This window comes from Alteromonas sp. ABE4_545 (assembly GCF_056161325.1).
Genome location: NZ_JBSWYY010000010.1, coordinates 78,617 through 95,247, shown reverse-complemented (window position 1 = coordinate 95,247; position 16,631 = coordinate 78,617). Strand labels below are relative to the sequence as shown.

Below are 16,631 nucleotides of genomic sequence, written 5' to 3'. Positions count from 1 at the left end.
AACTCTGTTCAGTAAGGTAAAGCTCTGCCCTCCCTAGCAGAGCTTTTTTTTATATGATGAAATACCTTTTCTTGATATTTGGCTTGGCGCTAGTGAGTTGTCATCGTTCAGCTTCCTGGCAGGCCATTTCAGCAAGTAACCCATTACTACAAAATGCCGCTGTGTTCACGGCTGATCCGGCTCCCTTTGTTGTTGGCGATGAGGTGTATTTACTCACGGGTCATGACATGGCAGCGCCCGATCAAAATGACTTCATTATGCCAAACTGGTTTCTGTTTAAATCTACTAATCTGGAAACAAGGCAATGGCAGCAATTGCAACAACCCATCAGCCCAGAGCAGGTATTTGATTGGGCACAGCCCGCGCGCGCCTATGCATCTCAAATTGTTCAAGGCAACGACCAACGTTTTTACTTGTTTGCCCCTGTTGTGCTTAAACACAAGCACTACGAAGATAATTTCGCTATTGGCGTCGCGGTAGCTACGAGTTTAGCTGGGCCATGGCGAGATCTGATCGGCGAACCGTTAGTGAGTCAAGCGACTCCTAATGCCGATAATTTGCAGAATATTGATCCCACGTTAATTAAAAACAAAAAGGGAGAGTGGGTGATGGTTTGGGGCACTTTTGGTGAATTACGTGGTGCTTTACTTAGCGATAATTTTACTGCGCTGGCGTCTGAAGTAAAAACGTTAAACGGCGCGAAAGACTTTTTTGAAGCTCCTTGGTTAGTGAGAAAAAACGACACCTATTATTTGTTTTACGCGGCCAATAATGCCGAAGACGGGCACCAATCCGAATGCTCCGAAACTCTTTATTACGCTTGTATTGCATGGGCGTATTCAAACAACCCATTAGGGCCTTGGACTTACGGTGGCGTAACGTTAAAACCCGTTAGTTCCACAACCTCTCATCCTGGTGTTATTAACGTTGATCATCAATGGTGGTTGTTTTATCACACCGCCGATGGCGAAGAGGGCGGACACTTCAGGCGCAGTGTTGCTTATGATAAATTGTATTGGGATGAGTCGGTATTCCCTCATCAACCCAAACTGGTTACGCCGACGTCTGTAAATCCCAGTCACATTGTCGACCCTAACAACCTCGCTCCATACGCGCGCATATCGGTGTCAAATTGGCCTATTCCAATAAAATACTGGCTCAAGGCGGTGAACGACGAGAAAGTCCGACACAATCCGCTTCCTCCTGAAATATGGCGAAGTCAGGGTAACGAAACACAGCAAGAGGTGTTTTTACAGTATGATTTTGAGTCGCCACAGAGTAGCAGTCGAGCTGAAATTAACTTGTGGCAAGACGGTGTATCAACAAAGTATCCTACTTCGATAACACTTCAAGCAAAGGTTGCAGGGCAGTGGACCGATTTAGCGCATTCGGCGGTTGCCAATTCCCCCCGTTCCGATAATTGGGTTGTACTGACTTTCGCGCCTACTCGTGCGGGGCAATATCGTGTAGTGCTGTCTCAGCCTGTTGCGGCAGACACAGCCCCCGTTTCATATACGCCAGTGGCGGTACAGGAATGGCGGCTGTTAAAACGCGATGAGGCTAGTGTTGAGGCGACTTTTTTGGCGGATAAAAAATCAAAAACTCTTGAGCCGGAAAGTCCAAAGCATAACCATTAAATAGGTTCAGTATATCGTTACCTAAAATCAGTTCGGGGCGTGATTCGCCTCGCGGCGGGGTAAACCGTACCGGCACGTCACTGAGTTTTATCGGTCCGAGTTGCAAGGTGTGGATGGTTGCTTTTTTGATTGACGTGACATCGCTGGTGGCTCCGGCAATTTCACCGTCATCGACCAAGTGCTCATCATTAAAGTTCCAGCCTAACGCCGCTAAAACGCCTTCATTTGCGATAGTTGCGGCGGCACCGGAGTCGATAAGTGCAGGAACATCAATACCATTGATCTGAACTGTCACAGTTAGCAAACCTGAGGCAGAATCGTGCGCTTTTAACGTGGCATAATTACCCGGAACCTGCCCCGTTGGGTAAGTGGTTAAGTATCGCTCGTGGGTGTGAAAGGCCAGCGCTTTGTCGATAAACATATCCATACCTATAATGCCAGCCGCCTGTGTAGACCCTGGATTAGGTAATGCCAATAAACCCACATCACGTATATCAAATAGCGGGCTGGTAAAGCGGTCGACAGGGTAAAACTGTGCCTTTACCGCACCTGTTGCGCCATTAATAGTCATATCGCTATCTAAGGCTGTAAGCCCTAGTAACTTGGCTAACTGAGGCACCATGAGTGTGGCTTGAGAAGCAGTATCAACCACCATGAAGTAGGGGCCTTTACCGTTCATTTCAGTGGCGATGACTGGGCGATTCGCTCGGTCGTAACGAATTTCTGCGTGAGACGCTTGCTCTGGTAACCAAGGGGCGACTGGCGATGGCGCTTGTTGTGCTATCGCATGTGACGAAAGTATGCCCATACTGAGCCATGTGAATACTGCCAAGCTTGTCTTCAATCTGGTTGTCCTCTAGCTGTTTGTTTCCATATTACAAACAGAGGCTTACCCGAGACTGACAGTATGTTGAAAAGTAGGGCAATGTATCGCTTGGCACTAAGGCTTTTGGTGTCTAACTCATGACGCGTTTTGTTAGTTTGGATGTCCAAAACGTTAAACAAGCTGCCGCTATCAAAAGTAATGCGCTAATGAGAAACGTGAGTCGGTAACCGTAGGTATCAAAAAACACGCCACCTATGATTGACCCCAGCGCAATTGACAATTGAACCACGGCAACCATTAAGCCACCTCCCGCCTCTGCATCATTTGGAAAGGTATTTGCGATCCATGCCCACCAGCCAACCGGTGCAGCAGTAGCCACTAAGCCCCAAAGGCTAAGAACGATGGCAACGGGAATGACCCAATGCCCAACTTGCGTTAATGCAATCGCAATAACGGCCATGAATAACGGTATCGCCACGAGGGTATGATAAAACCCGCGTTGGAGCGGAATATTGACCAAGAGTGTACCCACAAGTCCAGCGATACCAATTAGCAAAAGGATAAAAGATAGCGAGTTAACATCAACCAGCGTCACCCTTTCAAGAAAGGGGCGAACGTAGGTGTAAAGGCTAAACTGACCCATAAAAAATATACCCACAGACAGCATGCCGATTATTACCACTGGGCTTCGCAAAAGCGCGAATGTCGCAAATGCATTTCTCTTGTTGTCGGGCTTGTCATCAGGCAGAGACGGTAAGCTAATGCTAAGCCACAATAACGCGAGAAGGGATATCGGCACTAAACAAAGAAATGCACCGCGCCAACCTATGACCGCGCCCAAGTAAGCGCCTAGTGGAGCCGCAATAACAATCGCCAGCGCGTTGCCACTGTTAAACACGGCCAACGCAGTAGAAACTTGTTTTTCAGGGACTAATCGCATGGCAATTGCAGCAGACATCGACCAAAAACCGCCGATAACGGCCCCTATGAGCGCCCTCCCTATCAGGTAGGTGACGTAGTGAGTTGTCATGCCAACAATCGCACCAGACAACCCCATCATTACGGTGAGTATTAACAGCAATGTTTTGCGGTTGATACCGTGTGTTATTGACGTGATAAAAAGGCTGGTAATAACGGCAAATACACCTGAAATCGCAATACCTTGTCCTGCCATGCCTTCTGTTACAGAGAGCGTTTGGGCTATCGGCGTTAAAAGGCTCACGGGCATAAACTCTGACGCTACAAGTGCGAAGACACAAAGCGTCATCGCAAATACGCCGCTCCAATAAGCGGGGGCTTCATTGGCGCTGGCGTGTGTATCGACAGAGGCCACTACACGGGTATTCTCATGTGAATTCATAGCGTACCGTTATTTGCGTAACTGCTGATTAAAGAAGTGTACTAATCTGGCAAATGGGATCTTGTCTGTTTGCTCGTACAGATCCACATGTTTATCTTTCATGAACAGCGCCCTCGTTTTTACTATGTTGTTCATCACGGAAATGTCGAAAGATATTGACACACTCTGATAACTTTGATTAGTAGGTGTAATCTATAAAGACTGCTGAGATTTTTTCATTAATGAGTATGCATAAAGTCGATGACCTCCAAGCGTTTTTAGCCGTAGCACAAGATCAGAGCTTTACTAAAGCGTCAGCCAAATTGGGAGTGACACCCTCTGCACTAAGTCACAGAATGAAAGTGTTAGAAGAGCGGTTAGGGCTTCGTTTGTTGTCTAGAACCACCAGAAATGTTGCGCCAACCGAGGCTGGTGAGCGGTTGCTCACTTCACTCGCGCCGTTATTTGACCGTATTAATGACGAAGTTGAAGCGTTGGGGGAGTTGCGGGATAAACCTGCGGGCACACTTCGTATTTCTTGTACTGACGATCAAATTGAGCTGTGCTTACGATCGGAGTTGTCTGCGTTTATCAGAGATTATCCTGATATCACGGTTGAGCTGTACGTTGATTACGGTTTTAGTAATGTTGTGAGCGAGAGGTTTGATGCAGGTATTCGACTTGGTGAGGCGATTAGTCAAGACATGATTGCTGTGCCGATTGGCCCTGAAATGCGCTTAGTGGTTGTCGGCTCACCAGATTATTTTGAACGACATGCTGCACCCGCAACTCCCTATGAACTGACTTCCCATTCGTGTATTGATATTCGACATCGGCCAGACGGCAATATTTACGCGTGGGAATTTCAAGAAGGCGATAGAGAATTCACCGTAAGGGGGAAGGGCAAGTTAGTGTTCAACAGTATTATGCATGTACTCAATGCTGCTGTTGACGGTATTGGACTAGCCTACGTACCTGAACAATTAGCCGCGCCCTATATCAACGAAGGCAAGCTGTGTTCAATATTGACCGACTGGTCGCCGTATTTCTCTGGTTTTCATCTTTATTACCCCAATAGAAGGCAATCATCACCAGCGTTTAAAGTCTTTGTTGAACGGTTCCGTTATCGTCGTTAACCGCGGCTGACTAACGGGGCTTTGTTAAGCCATGACGTTGATGTCCGCGTTTAAGACTTCGGCGGACATCAACAGTATCAACAATAATCGCTAGCGCTTGAGTGTGACTGTTGCCCCCGTACTAGACAGAGCAATTTCATGACGCCCTGCTTTTACCGGTAAGGCTTTGTCGACAGCGTATTGTGCGCCGTAAGACATTATTTTGAGCATGGCCGCGTTAGTGTATTGAGTAGCGCCAGCAAAACTCACATCTACACTACCCGTGCTAGGGTGGTAGACCACTTGCTCGAATTTACCGGCGTCGAGTTGAAGCCAGAGTTTTGCCGGGGCAATATACATGCGGGTTGCGAATGTATCTTTGGGCGTAATGATGATCGCGTCATGTTGGCTTTGATCTTGTACTTGAGCACCAAAACCTACCCATCCGAATTCAGGATGGTCGACGGCATAACTGCCAATTTCATAAGCATGACCAAAGAAGCTAGAACCATAGTCACCGGTATACGGGTCGAAATCCATGTAATCTGGGAAGCTATGGAATGCGGCCGAGGCGAAACCCTTCTCATCAATATTGGTTAAGCTGCCCATCATGCCGCCATAGCCAACACGAAGCAGATAAAAGTCGTCTGGGTTTCTACGGTAGCTATCTAGCAACGGGATCGCGTTAATACTGGAACCATAGTGATGGAGTTGTCGCTCTATACGGCTGTTTTTCCCGGCATAGAGGAAATCCCAAAATCGGCGGGCACTGCCGTTGTAACCCCAATGAGGTAATGTGAAATCGTAACCAAGAATCACTTCTCGGGTTTGTTCCGCTTGTGGGGTTTTGTCGAAGTAACGCATCCACGCGTACACTTCTTCTTGGCCGGTGGAATCCCAAGGCATTTCACTGCCGAAGGGGTATGCTAAACTGGCCCAATGCTCGGCGCGCTTGCGCATCACAGCTTCAAGTGCTTTGGCGTCATCTAACATGTTCTCGGCGTAAAGATCGTTGAGGATCTCAACAAAAACATCGCCTTCCATTTGCCCAAATTCAACATAGGTCGGTGCGAGTTCAACCATCGCGATTGAGGTGTCACAAGCACGTTTTAAATACCACTGCCAATCGTGGTTGGTAACAAGCCCTTGATGGAAGCGAGCGAGTTTGTACAGCACCCATTGAGCGGCTGCAACGTGCACATAGTTGAACGAACGAACCACGGAATCGGCGGCTTCTTTGTTCCACGATGCCCAGGTTGTCCAGTCTTTAGTCTGATCATAGTCATAATCGGGAAGCGCTTCAGGATCATAGTAGAACAAGCTCTTTTTCACGCCGAATTGGTTATCGCCACTGGTGTATTGTAAACGCCCGTCGATGACTTCATCGTAAAAACGCATGACCTTGTTGATTTCGTCTGCATCAGGTTGGCCGAGTTGCTTCATTACCGCAGCTAGCCATGAACCAGCGCCACCCTCATCACTCAAGCCTGCGATCCATACTCTTTGATCTTGTAGCACGATAGATTGAGTTTCATTGTCGTAGCTCATTACAGATGGGCCGCGTTTAAATGGGTCGTTTTCACCCTCAAACCACTGCTGATTGAATAGAAAGTCGCCCATGGTCGAGACTGCTTTGCGCATGGGTTCAGTGACGAAGTAATGAATGGTTTGGGTTGAATTATCTGCGTAAGTTAAGGTGACGCGTGATTGACCCCATTGATTACCTTTTACCGCGTATTCTTTCCAGCCGTTAGGGCCTTTTACTTCGGTGAGAGTTAATGCGTTTGCAGGTGTAATATCTATAGTTTTTACTTCGCTCGGCGCTTTGAGTAACAGTCTGGCAGGTAAGTCGGTCGGCACTACATAACCAGGTAAACCTACCGCAACAGGGCGAGACTGCTCCACCAATGTCTGCTCAACCTCTCTTACTGATGGGGCCAGTGAAAAACGCACTGATGTCGTATAGGTTTCTCCTGCGCTCAGAGTGAGGGAAGTGGGAGTGTTCCATTGCGGTTTACCTTGCCATTCGTTATCTGCAAAGCCTTTGCTGAATATCATCCAATCGTAAAAACCTTCAAAGGTATGAGTGCGGTGTGTTGGGTCGTTATATATCTTGGGTGTTTCGTCTGGGTTTACCTCATCGAGAATGGGTTTCCAAACCTTCAAAGGTGCATTTTCTTCAGGCGTGACAAGCAGTGCAGGGCCTTGGCCGTTTAACCGAACCACTTGAACGTAACCGGCATCTTCACCCATGTAGGCTTCGGCATAGCTGGCTTTTTGGTGCGCTTCGTCTAACTCTCTGCCGCTCACCACATTGTCGAAAACCATAGGCAGCCCAAGTCCGCCAATTTCATAGTCAGTGGTCGTGTTGTTTTTAAGGGTAAATTTAAGGAGTAAATGGCCGTCTTCGACCACCCAGTCGCGTACTACGGTGAGCGGAATATCACCCAAGTCGGCGCTAATATCAGCGCTGTTTAAATTGCTACTGGCGACGAGTTCTTCAACTGGCCCGTAGTGCAATGCACTCGAAAAGTCCTGCCAGTCTGACGTATTGGATTGGCGCAATCGAATATCAATATCGCCCAATTGATAGTAGCCGTCACCCGTGCGGTTTTCTTGATGTTCGAAAGGAAGAAAATCAAAACCGGCTTCCCCATTTTTAGGCTTCATAGATATTAGGGTTTTTGAAACCGGGTCGAGCTGGAGTGCAAATTCAGGAGAGTCAATGGCGCTGTCATTGCAGCCTTGAGCGAGCAATAACACACTGCTCGCGGCCCCAATGAATAGGGCTTTTCGCACACACACTGCGAGGGGAGACGACGTTATTTCCTTAAACATATTGAGCCTTTCTATTTGTTTTATTTTTGGTGATCCATACCCATCGATTAGAGTGCGACAGGGCTAAGTGTAAATGAAAACGTTAACGGGCCTTCAAGTGTTGCCGGCAACAGGCGGTAGTTGTCATAAGGCAACGCCCCCCAGCTATCGTCACCGCCCACACCGCGTTGTTGTTTGTCGATGCAAATTTCTGTTAGCGGACGAGGCTGAATATCACTGGTGTGACGGTTAACCTCATACTTGGGATAATCAAAATCGGCAATCGTATTGTGATGAGCGGTAAAATCAAACTGACGATTACCTGTGATTCGCAGCCCAACCCCCTTCGCGTCGGTGATAGTTAGCCAACGGGTATCGCTGCGATTCCCATTTTCTTGTGGGCGAATATAAGGGGTGTACAGCTCATTTACGTCAGCCTTATAAATCCCTAAATCCGCACTCATTTTTCTGTCTTGATAGTTTTCGAACGGCCCTCGACCATACCACTTCGCTTGGTTAAAGCCGTCAGGCATTTGAAATACCATACCAAATCGCGGCAGTTCAGGTTTGTCTTTTGGTACGGCTACCGAGTAATTCACCGTCACCTCACCTTCGGACGAAATTCGATAATCGATCAGTGCTTCGCTGTCTAGCTTGGGTAATGACAAGACAAAATGAATCGTAAATTCATTACTGGTGTTGTCTATATCGGCTTGGGTGACCTTGGCCCCTTCGAGTGCGTTTTGATAAGTGTCCGCGGTGATATCACCAAACTTATTGCCGTAGTCATTGTCTGTTAACGCTCGCCAAAAATTCGGTAGCAAAGGCGCTTTTATTAATGATGTGCCTTGGTATTGATATTGGCTGAGTGCGCCTTTTGTCATGTCGAAGGTAAGGTTAACATCGTCATTACTCACGGTTAGCGTATGCGCATCTTGCTCCATGTGTAAGGCGTTTTCCGCAAGGTGAGTCGGCACTGAAACGGTATCGGGTGTATGCAATACAAATTGTTCAGAGGCCATTTCTGCGCCAGCAGGCACCATTGCCGTGGCGTTAACCTGATTGAATTTCACATTGAGCAGGTATTCCTTATCGTCGTCTAATGTGAATTGTGCGAGTTCAGTAAGCTGAACCACTTCAGATTGCTGGGGCGAGGTAGATAGCGGGGGAAGGGCGTGCTTCATTACCACCTTGCCGTTTTCAAGTAATTCCCAATAGCCAGAATAATGCGATAAAGCGGTAAAGAAATGCTCATTGGTGATCCGCAGTGACGTCGGTGTTGCCAAGGCTATCTGGATATTTTGATAAGCTTTTTTCACTTCGTAGAGAGCAGGATGAGGAACGCGATCTGAGCCGATCAACCCATTGGCGCAAAAGTTCCCAGCATTCTCTACGCCTTCAGGTTCAAAGTCGCCGCCGTAGCCGTAAAACACCGTTCCGTCGGGTAGGACTTTTTGTAGACCTTGATCCATCCAGTCCCAAATCGAGCCACCTTGGAAATGCGGGTTTTCACGCACGTACTCCCACAACTCTTTGAGGTTGCCATTACTGTTCCCCATGGCATGAGAATACTCCACCCAAATAAACGGCTGTTCAGGGAAGTGACCATCGTATTTTTGTTTAATTTCTTCAAGATCGGCGTACATCCAGCCAATCACATCGGTCATTTTTTCTTTGTGCCACGTTCGGCGGTTTTCGTACTGAACGATACGGGTTGGGTCGAGTTGTTTGGCCATGCGATAAGTGGCGGCGATGTTAGTGCCCGGCCCAATTTCATTGCCGATGGACCAAGAGATAATCGACGGATGATTTTTATCGCGGGCGATCATACCGCGCATGCGATCCATGATCGCAGCTTTGAACATGGGGTCGTGGCCTAATGACATATCTTTGTCGTAACCATACCCATGTGCTTCGACATTGGCTTCGTCAATCACGTATAAACCATACTCATCGGCGAGGCGATACCAAAGCGGATCATTGGGGTAATGAGACGTACGCACCGTGTTGATGTTGTGCTGTTTCATCAATTGAATATCGGCCAACATTTGAGCTTTGCCAATGACTTGGCCTGTGATTGGGTCGTGCTCGTGGCGATTGACGCCTTTTATCAAAATGGCTTTGCCATTGACTAGTAGTTGACCGTTTTTCAGTGCTACGGTGCGAAAGCCAATGGGTTGATAAATACTTTGGGTGCGCTTTCCATCTTTATAAACAGAAAGGTAAAGGTGGTACAAATAGGGCGTTTCTGCAGACCACAAGTTCACATTTTCAATGGTGGTGTTGTAGTGCAATGATGTTTCGCTTTGTGCTTTATCGAGGCGCTGTGATTGCTGCCAAATAGGCGTGTTGCCATCGAATATCACCGCTTCAACTTTTAAATTTGGTTGGATGTTGTTTTGTGTTGCTGCGGTTGCGCTTGTTGGCGAGGTAGCTAACTGACGCACATCAACGTCGAGAGCAAATGTACCGTTTTGATTATCTTGGGTTAAGCCAGCTACTGCGTGGTAATCCCAAATGTGTTCAGGCGGCAAGAATTGCAGGAATACATCTCTTTGAATGCCACTCAAGCGCCAGAAGTCCTGATCTTCCAAATAGCTGCCATCACTCCAACGATATACTTCAACGGCAACTGAGTTTGTGCCTGACTTCACCCAAGGGCTGATATCAAATTCACTGGGAAGCTTGCTGTCTTGAGCGTATCCCACTTTATGTCCATTAACCCATACATAGTAAGCCGACTTTACTGCGCCAAAATGCAACACGATTTTGTTGTTCAATGACTCTGGCGTTAATGTGAATTCGCGCTTGTAAGATCCCACAGGGTTGTAGCTGTGGTCTATATAAGGTTTGTTTCTTGGAAAGGGATAACCAGAGGTGGTGTAAACGGGGTAATCGTAGCCTTGCATTTGCCAGTTACTGGGCACCGTAATGGTGGGCCATTGGCTGGTGTCATAGTCGTTTTTATAAAAATCTTGGGGGCGGGTTTCTGGTGTGGTAGTAAAATGAAACCGCCATTGCCCATTTAATGATTGATAATAAGGCGAGAGAGCCGGTGTTTCTAACTTTGCTTGAGCAGGGTTTTGATAAAGGTGAAAAAAGGTGCGTGGTGGCAGTGTATTGCGCTCAAATACGGCGGGATTTTCCCAATCTGGTGTCTCTGTTGCAGACACGGGAGGAGACAGTGTAAAGGCACAAATGGAAAGTAAACAGAATAGGGGAAATACACGAGCGTTTTGCAACATAACCACACTCCTTGTCGATATAAAAGAAGTGGGAGTGCACACACACATGAAAAGCATGCACCCCCAACGGAGAAACGGTTTTACGCTTTGAGGTAAGTCGTTTTTACATAGGTATAAAAGGTTTTTGCTTCACGACCTTGTTCACGAGCGCCGTAGCTAGAATCGCCCACGCCACCAAAAGGAACGTGATAATCAATGCCTGCTGTTGGCAGGTTAATCATCAACATGCCTGCTTTGGCATAGCGTTTAAAGTGTTCAGAATATTTTAGCGACGTAGTGCAAAGCCCCGCCGATAAGCCGTACTGGCTATCGTTGAGCATGGCTAAACCCGCTTCGTAACCGTCTACACGGAAGACGGCAGCCACGGGACCAAAGATTTCCTCTTTGGCAATGGGGTCGCTAGGTTTGGCATGGTCGAACAAGGTCGGCGCAAAGAAACACGCTGGCATATCGACCTTGCTACCACCGAAGACCAAGTTTGCTCCAGGATGGGCTTCCATTGTAGCGGTTTGATCCGCAATCAAAGCTTTTTGTTTCGGGCTAGCAAGTGGGCCGATCAGCGTTGACGGCGCAGTGGCATCACCAACCGTCGTTTCTTTTACGCGAGTCGTGAGTTTTGCAACAAACTCATCAGCAATGGCATTATCAACAATGATACGTGATGTGGCGGTACAGCGTTGGCCAGCAGCCAAAAATGCCCCGTTCAATGCCAGTTCAACCGCGCCGTCAAGATCAGCGTCTTTCAAGACCAATAGCGCATTCACACCACCCATTTCGGTTTGTACTGGAATACCGCGTTCAGCTGCCGCCATGCGTACTTTTTTACCCGTCGCTTTTGAACCTGTAAAGCTGAGTGCATCTACACCTTCGTGTGCACACAAGGCTGCGCCTGTCTCACCTGCGCCCAATACCATGTTCACGGCACCCGGCATCACACCGGCTTCTTCAATCAACGCCATTAATGCTTGTGCGGTAGCCGATGAAATTTCAGACGGCTTCCATACAACTGTGTTGCCGTAGGCGAGTGCCGGAGCAATTTTCCAAGCAGGGATCGCAATAGGGAAATTCCACGGTGTGATTTGGCCAACAACGCCGATAGGCGCGTATTCGACTTCTACCATGGCGCCATTGCGGGTCGATTCTAATCTCTCACCTACAATACGTAATGCTTCACCTGAGAAAAAGCCGAAGATTCGCGCAGCGCGACCCACTTCACCTTTGGCATCGGCGAGGGTTTTTCCTGTTTCTCGGGCAATGAGTTCAGATAATGCGTCACTATTTTTCATAATGAGTTGTTGTACGCGTGCGAGTGCGTCTGAACGTGCTTCGATACCTTGATCGCGGAATGTATCGAATGCAGCTTTGGCTGCTTCAACAGCCTTATCAACGATCTCTGCGCCAGCTTCAGGCAATGACACTTGTAGATCGTCTTCTTTCGACGGATTGTACTGATGTAGAACGGGCGCGCCTGTGACTGCTTGTCCACCAATGTGGTGTCCTAGTGTAATGACTTGCATATCTTCCTCGCTTGTTTAAAGGTTAAATAACCTGAAACCCTTCAGGGAAAGGCTCTTGGTCGTCTATCCATATTTGGTTGAATCCGGTGGTGTATGCACTCCCCTGAATAGATGGGATGATTGCCGGATAGTCGCCAAGTGTGGTCAATGCCTCCACTTTTCCGTAAAAGCGACTTTTAATGTAACTCTCGTGCACGAAGGTATCGCCTTCTTTCAGGCGGCCTTTGGCTGCTAAATGTGCCATTCGTGCTGATGTTCCCGTGCCACAGGGGCTGCGATCGATGGCTTTATCACCATAAAATACCGCGTTGCGTCCATGGGCATCAGGACTGGTTGGATCGCAAGTCCATAAAACATGACTGAGACCCTTGATAGAAGGATTTGTTGGGTGTACAGGGTGGAACTGTTTTCTCACAGCCTCGCGAATGAGCGGGCTGTATGTGAGAATTTGTGAGGCGGTAAGCGATGTTAAACCTTTATAGTTTTGTTGTGGTTCAACTATCGCGTAGAAGTTACCACCATAGGCGATATCGACACTGATTTCGCCCAGCTCAGGGATCTCAACAGTGATGTTTTCTGCCGCTAAGTAACTGGGCACATTGCGTAATTTTACCCACTCTACTTTGTCGCCAACCATGTGGTAGTCCACATAAATCAGGCCTGCGGGGGCTTCCATTATCAATGTACCCGGTGTTTTGGGTGTGATAAGACCATGTTCTAAGCCAAAGGTGATGATCCCAATTGAACCGTGCCCACACATGGGGAGACAACCACTGGTTTCAATAAAAATCACACCAAAGTCGGCTTCAGGGTGTTTAGCTGGATAAATAAAACCACCAGACATCATGTCGTGTCCGCGAGGCTCAAACATCAAGCCTTTGCGAATATGGTCAAAATTCGCCATAAAATCCTGGCGCATCTCACTGAGGCTTTCACCTTTTAACAGCGGGTGCCCGCCAGTAACTAGTCTTACAGGGTTACCGGCAGTGTGACCATCAATGCAAAAATAGGTATGACGCATGGTGGCTCTCTTATTAAGCTTTGGTTGGGCGAGTTGCGGCAGCTGTTTCAACCATGTCGATAACTGCTTTTCTGCGAGCACCAGCTAGTGGTAAACGAGGCATACGTACGCGCTCACTACCACGGCCCATGATCTCTTCAGCAAGTTTGATCGCTTGTACCAGATCGTGGCCTGCATCAAGGTGAAGCAAAGGCATAAACCAACGGTAAATTTCTAATGCGCGAGCCATATCACCGGCTTTAAATGCCTTTACGATCTCAACAGATTCTTGGGGGAAAGCAGACGTTAGGCCAGATACCCAAGCACACGCACCTAGCATTAGGCCTTCAAGCGCCACATCGTCCAAGCCAGCAAGCACTTTATAACGATCGCCATAGGCATTAATGATGTCGGTGAAGCGGCGAGTATCAGCAGCACTTTCTTTGATCGCCACGATATTGGGCACATCAACCAAATGCGCCAATGAATCAACGCTCATGTTCACGCGGTAAGACGTTGGGTTGTTGTACAGCATGATAGGCAAAGAGGTTTCTGCTGCAACGGCTTTGAAGTGCGCTACGAGTTCTTCTTCTGTAGGTACATAAACCATGGCCGGAAGTAGCATTAATGCATCGGCACCAATCTTTTCTGCATCTTTAGCAAATTGAATGGCGGCTTCTGTAGTGAACTCAGACACACCAGAAATAATCGGTGCACTACCTTTCACTTCTGCTGCTGATGCTAGTACTTTGCGCTTTTCTTCCGCTTTTAGCGAGTTGTTCTCACCACAAGTACCAATAATAACCAGGCCGTCTACGCCGTCGTTTAACAGATTTTCAAAACCTTTTTGGGTGGCATCGTAATCAATTGATAGATCTTCTTTAAATTGGGTTGTCGCGGCAGGGAACACGCCTGTCCATTGTGAATCTTTCATACTCATTGGTTTTGTATCCTGTTTTCTAAGTTTTATAGATATTATATAGTATACGATATAAAAACAACCCTGGATCTGAGATTAGACTCAAATACTTGCTGTTCACCTTACTGGCTACTCAAATCTTTCCACGCACAATCCAGATGCCAAGCTACCTGCGTCACCCTGTTGAAGTAAGCTGGCGACTAGTTCTGCCGTTGCGGCACTGAGCGTGAGGCCTAAATGCTGGTGGCCAAACGCATAACTTAGATTGCTGGCTTTGCTACTTGTGCCAATTGCTGGGAGATAGTCGGGCAATGTTGGGCGTGCTCCCATCCACTGCTTGGCATGGTGATTAAGAGGAATGCCAAGCGCCTGACAATGGGCTATGAGTTGTTGCCACTTGCGCTGATCTGGCGGCGTATCTTTATGGGCAAACTCCACGAAGCTGCAGGCTCTTAAGGTATTGGCATAGCGGGTCACAATCATCGAGCGGTCTTCAAACACCAACGGCGGAAGCGTGCTCGGCCATGCTGCTTCGCTTACCTCTGCTTCAATGTGATAACCACGCTCGGCAATTAACGGAATCTGTGGATGAATATTGGCAAGGAGGTCGGCTGAATGAACACCGGCACTGACCACAAAATGGTCTGCTTTTATGCTGTTTCCTGACTCGGTTACCGCTGCTGCTTGTTGGTGTTGCAGTGTTAAAGGGCAAACCTTTTCATTAACTATGGTGCCGCCTGCAGAAAGAAACGCTCGCTCAAGCTGTACCGCCAATCGGGAAAGTGACTGGATTTGGCCCGTACCAACAAAGCGTATCCCTGAAAACACTGGGGTTTTCAATGGGGCTGTCGCAGCCGATAACTCACCCCCTTCTAGTGGTAAAAAGTGGCAACTACCAATATCGGTGGCTGACCATTTTCTTGTGCTTTTTAGCGCCGACTTTTTACTTTCCCACAGTACGTAGTGGCCTGCACGTTGATAGAGATCTTCAGCGTCTATGGAAGCAACCAGTCGAGACCATGCTGGGTCGGCCATACTGATAAGTTCGGCCAGCTTTTTAACGCCGAAGCGATACTGTTTAGGCAACGATGCTTTTAGGTATTGTCCAATCCATGGGATTACCCCTGGAGATGTCAGCGCAAAGTCGAGTGCGCCACCGAATGCGAAGAGCCGTTGATAGGCTGTCATGATGGCGTTAATTGAGGCGAGAGGCGCGATTTGCTCAATGGCAATGTGGCCTGCGTTATTCCACGATGGTGCGTCGAGAGCGGTGCTGGGGTCAAACAAAGTTACCTGAGCGCCTTGCTGCTGTAGTTTGAGTGCGATGGTTCGTCCAACCACACCGGCCCCGATGACTGCTATTTGTTGTTTTTCCGACATGCACTATCTAATATTTTCTTTTATATATCGTATACTATATAAAAAGATCCGGTGCAGCAATAGACTTTGTATAAATTACAGGCATAAAAAAACCGCTCAGTCGAGCGGTTTCTAATGCTAAACAGTGCTATTTCAACTGTTCTCTCAAATCTTCCAAGGTGCCCTTGTTGTGTTCTTTGAGTAATTTTTTCACCAGTTTTGCGTCTCTCGCCATCCAAGCATCGTAGATTTTTTGGTGTTCGTGGAACGCGTCAGCTTCACGATTGGGCGGCTCAAGGTGTTTACGTACATAACGTTCAGACAATAAGTGCAAATTCTCAAGTAAGGTTTGCGTAACTTGTTTTTTCGCACAGTCGGTGATCGCAAGATGGAACATACCATTGATCGTCACGGCTCTAGGGCTGACCTCATCGGCGAAGTTTTGTAGCTCTTTGAAGATTTTGGAGACTTTCTCTCGCTGTTCTTCTGAAGCTACTTTACACGCTTCTGCAGCGGCATCAGGCTCAATCGTGATGCGCAAATGAAACACATCTTCCGCTTCTTCTACCGACAGTGGTTTAACTAAAAATCCTCGGTTTGGGTGAGACAACAACAAACCGTCGTGCTCTAAACGCGTTAACGCTTCGCGCAGTGGTATTTTGCTCACGCCCAAACCCTTAGATAACGCATCTTGACGGATGGGCTCTGAGGGGAGGATATCATTTGAGAGTATTCTCTCTCTTATAATTTCGTATGCCTGTTCAGACAGTGTTTTTACAACAATTGACATGCTTAATTGCACTCCAGCGCTGACCTTATTTTTATTTACGGCAATGTGTCAGCGTACTTATTGATAT

Annotated in this window: 11 protein-coding genes; 2 read left to right on the top strand and 9 right to left on the bottom strand. The window is 47.7% G+C overall.

Annotation, left to right across the window (positions count from 1 at the left end; genetic code table 11):
- Window positions 1–53: 53 nt before the first annotated feature.
- Entirely contained in the window at window positions 54–1,637 is a 1,584-nt protein-coding gene (locus ACXAH6_RS11350) for a family 43 glycosylhydrolase (protein WP_474876904.1), read from the top strand.
- Here ACXAH6_RS11350 and ACXAH6_RS11345 read toward each other — a convergent pair.
- Both ACXAH6_RS11345 and ACXAH6_RS11340 read right to left on the bottom strand, forming a co-directional pair.
- On the bottom strand, window positions 1,561–2,481 hold the full coding sequence (locus ACXAH6_RS11345; RefSeq protein ID WP_474876903.1) for an aspartyl protease family protein: 921 nt from the start codon (window positions 2,479–2,481) through the stop codon (window positions 1,561–1,563). The genes ACXAH6_RS11350 and ACXAH6_RS11345 overlap by 77 nt on opposite strands.
- Window positions 2,482–2,593: 112 nt before the next feature.
- On the bottom strand, window positions 2,594–3,823 hold the full coding sequence (locus ACXAH6_RS11340; RefSeq protein ID WP_474876902.1) for an MFS transporter: 1,230 nt from the start codon (window positions 3,821–3,823) through the stop codon (window positions 2,594–2,596).
- Window positions 3,824–4,044: 221 nt separating this feature from the next.
- On the opposite strand from ACXAH6_RS11340, the gene ACXAH6_RS11335 reads away from it, so the two are divergent.
- Entirely contained in the window at window positions 4,045–4,938 is an 894-nt protein-coding gene (locus tag ACXAH6_RS11335) for a LysR family transcriptional regulator (RefSeq protein ID WP_474876900.1), read from the top strand.
- A 90-nt stretch (window positions 4,939–5,028) separates the two neighbouring features.
- On the opposite strand, the gene ACXAH6_RS11330 is transcribed toward ACXAH6_RS11335, so the two are convergent.
- The 7 genes from ACXAH6_RS11330 to ACXAH6_RS11300 form a co-directional block, all read right to left on the bottom strand.
- On the bottom strand, window positions 5,029–7,755 hold the full coding sequence (locus tag ACXAH6_RS11330; RefSeq protein ID WP_474876898.1) for a DUF5695 domain-containing protein: 2,727 nt from the start codon (window positions 7,753–7,755) through the stop codon (window positions 5,029–5,031).
- Window positions 7,756–7,802: 47 nt separating this feature from the next.
- Window positions 7,803–10,979 (bottom strand): beta-galactosidase, LacZ type, encoded by a 3,177-nt coding sequence (gene lacZ, locus ACXAH6_RS11325; RefSeq protein WP_474876897.1) that lies wholly within the window; start codon window positions 10,977–10,979, stop codon window positions 7,803–7,805.
- A gap of 80 nt (window positions 10,980–11,059) precedes the next feature.
- Window positions 11,060–12,496, bottom strand: a complete 1,437-nt coding sequence (locus tag ACXAH6_RS11320; protein ID WP_474876895.1) for an aldehyde dehydrogenase family protein — start codon at window positions 12,494–12,496, stop codon at window positions 11,060–11,062.
- Between the two features lie 22 nt (window positions 12,497–12,518).
- Window positions 12,519–13,517, bottom strand: coding sequence for a 4-hydroxyproline epimerase (locus tag ACXAH6_RS11315; protein ID WP_474876893.1), 999 nt, complete (start codon window positions 13,515–13,517; stop codon window positions 12,519–12,521).
- Between the two features lie 13 nt (window positions 13,518–13,530).
- Complete coding sequence (locus tag ACXAH6_RS11310) at window positions 13,531–14,436, bottom strand: dihydrodipicolinate synthase family protein (RefSeq protein ID WP_474876891.1); 906 nt, start codon at window positions 14,434–14,436, stop codon at window positions 13,531–13,533.
- A 108-nt stretch (window positions 14,437–14,544) separates the two neighbouring features.
- Window positions 14,545–15,795 carry an NAD(P)/FAD-dependent oxidoreductase gene (locus tag ACXAH6_RS11305; protein ID WP_474876890.1) on the bottom strand — a complete coding sequence of 417 codons (1,251 nt, stop codon included), beginning with the start codon at window positions 15,793–15,795 and terminating at the stop codon, window positions 14,545–14,547.
- Between the two features lie 127 nt (window positions 15,796–15,922).
- Complete coding sequence (locus ACXAH6_RS11300; protein ID WP_474876888.1) at window positions 15,923–16,564, bottom strand: GntR family transcriptional regulator; 642 nt, start codon at window positions 16,562–16,564, stop codon at window positions 15,923–15,925.
- Window positions 16,565–16,631: the final 67 nt, after the last annotated feature.

Bases quoted from the DNA above. Each gene is read 5' to 3' on its own strand.
- ACXAH6_RS11350 (WP_474876904.1), top strand. From the start codon at position 54: ATGATGAAATACCTTTTCTTGATATTTGGCTTGGCGCTAGTGAGTTGT.
- ACXAH6_RS11335 (WP_474876900.1), top strand. From the start codon at position 4,045: ATGAGTATGCATAAAGTCGATGACCTCCAAGCGTTTTTAGCCGTAGCA.
- ACXAH6_RS11305 (WP_474876890.1), bottom strand. From the start codon at position 15,795: ATGTCGGAAAAACAACAAATAGCAGTCATCGGGGCCGGTGTGGTTGGA.
- ACXAH6_RS11300 (WP_474876888.1), bottom strand. From the start codon at position 16,564: ATGTCAATTGTTGTAAAAACACTGTCTGAACAGGCATACGAAATTATA.
- ACXAH6_RS11315 (WP_474876893.1), bottom strand. From the start codon at position 13,517: ATGCGTCATACCTATTTTTGCATTGATGGTCACACTGCCGGTAACCCT.
- ACXAH6_RS11340 (WP_474876902.1), bottom strand. From the start codon at position 3,823: ATGAATTCACATGAGAATACCCGTGTAGTGGCCTCTGTCGATACACAC.
- lacZ (WP_474876897.1), bottom strand. From the start codon at position 10,979: ATGTTGCAAAACGCTCGTGTATTTCCCCTATTCTGTTTACTTTCCATT.
- ACXAH6_RS11330 (WP_474876898.1), bottom strand. From the start codon at position 7,755: ATGTTTAAGGAAATAACGTCGTCTCCCCTCGCAGTGTGTGTGCGAAAA.
- ACXAH6_RS11310 (WP_474876891.1), bottom strand. From the start codon at position 14,436: ATGAGTATGAAAGATTCACAATGGACAGGCGTGTTCCCTGCCGCGACA.
- ACXAH6_RS11320 (WP_474876895.1), bottom strand. From the start codon at position 12,496: ATGCAAGTCATTACACTAGGACACCACATTGGTGGACAAGCAGTCACA.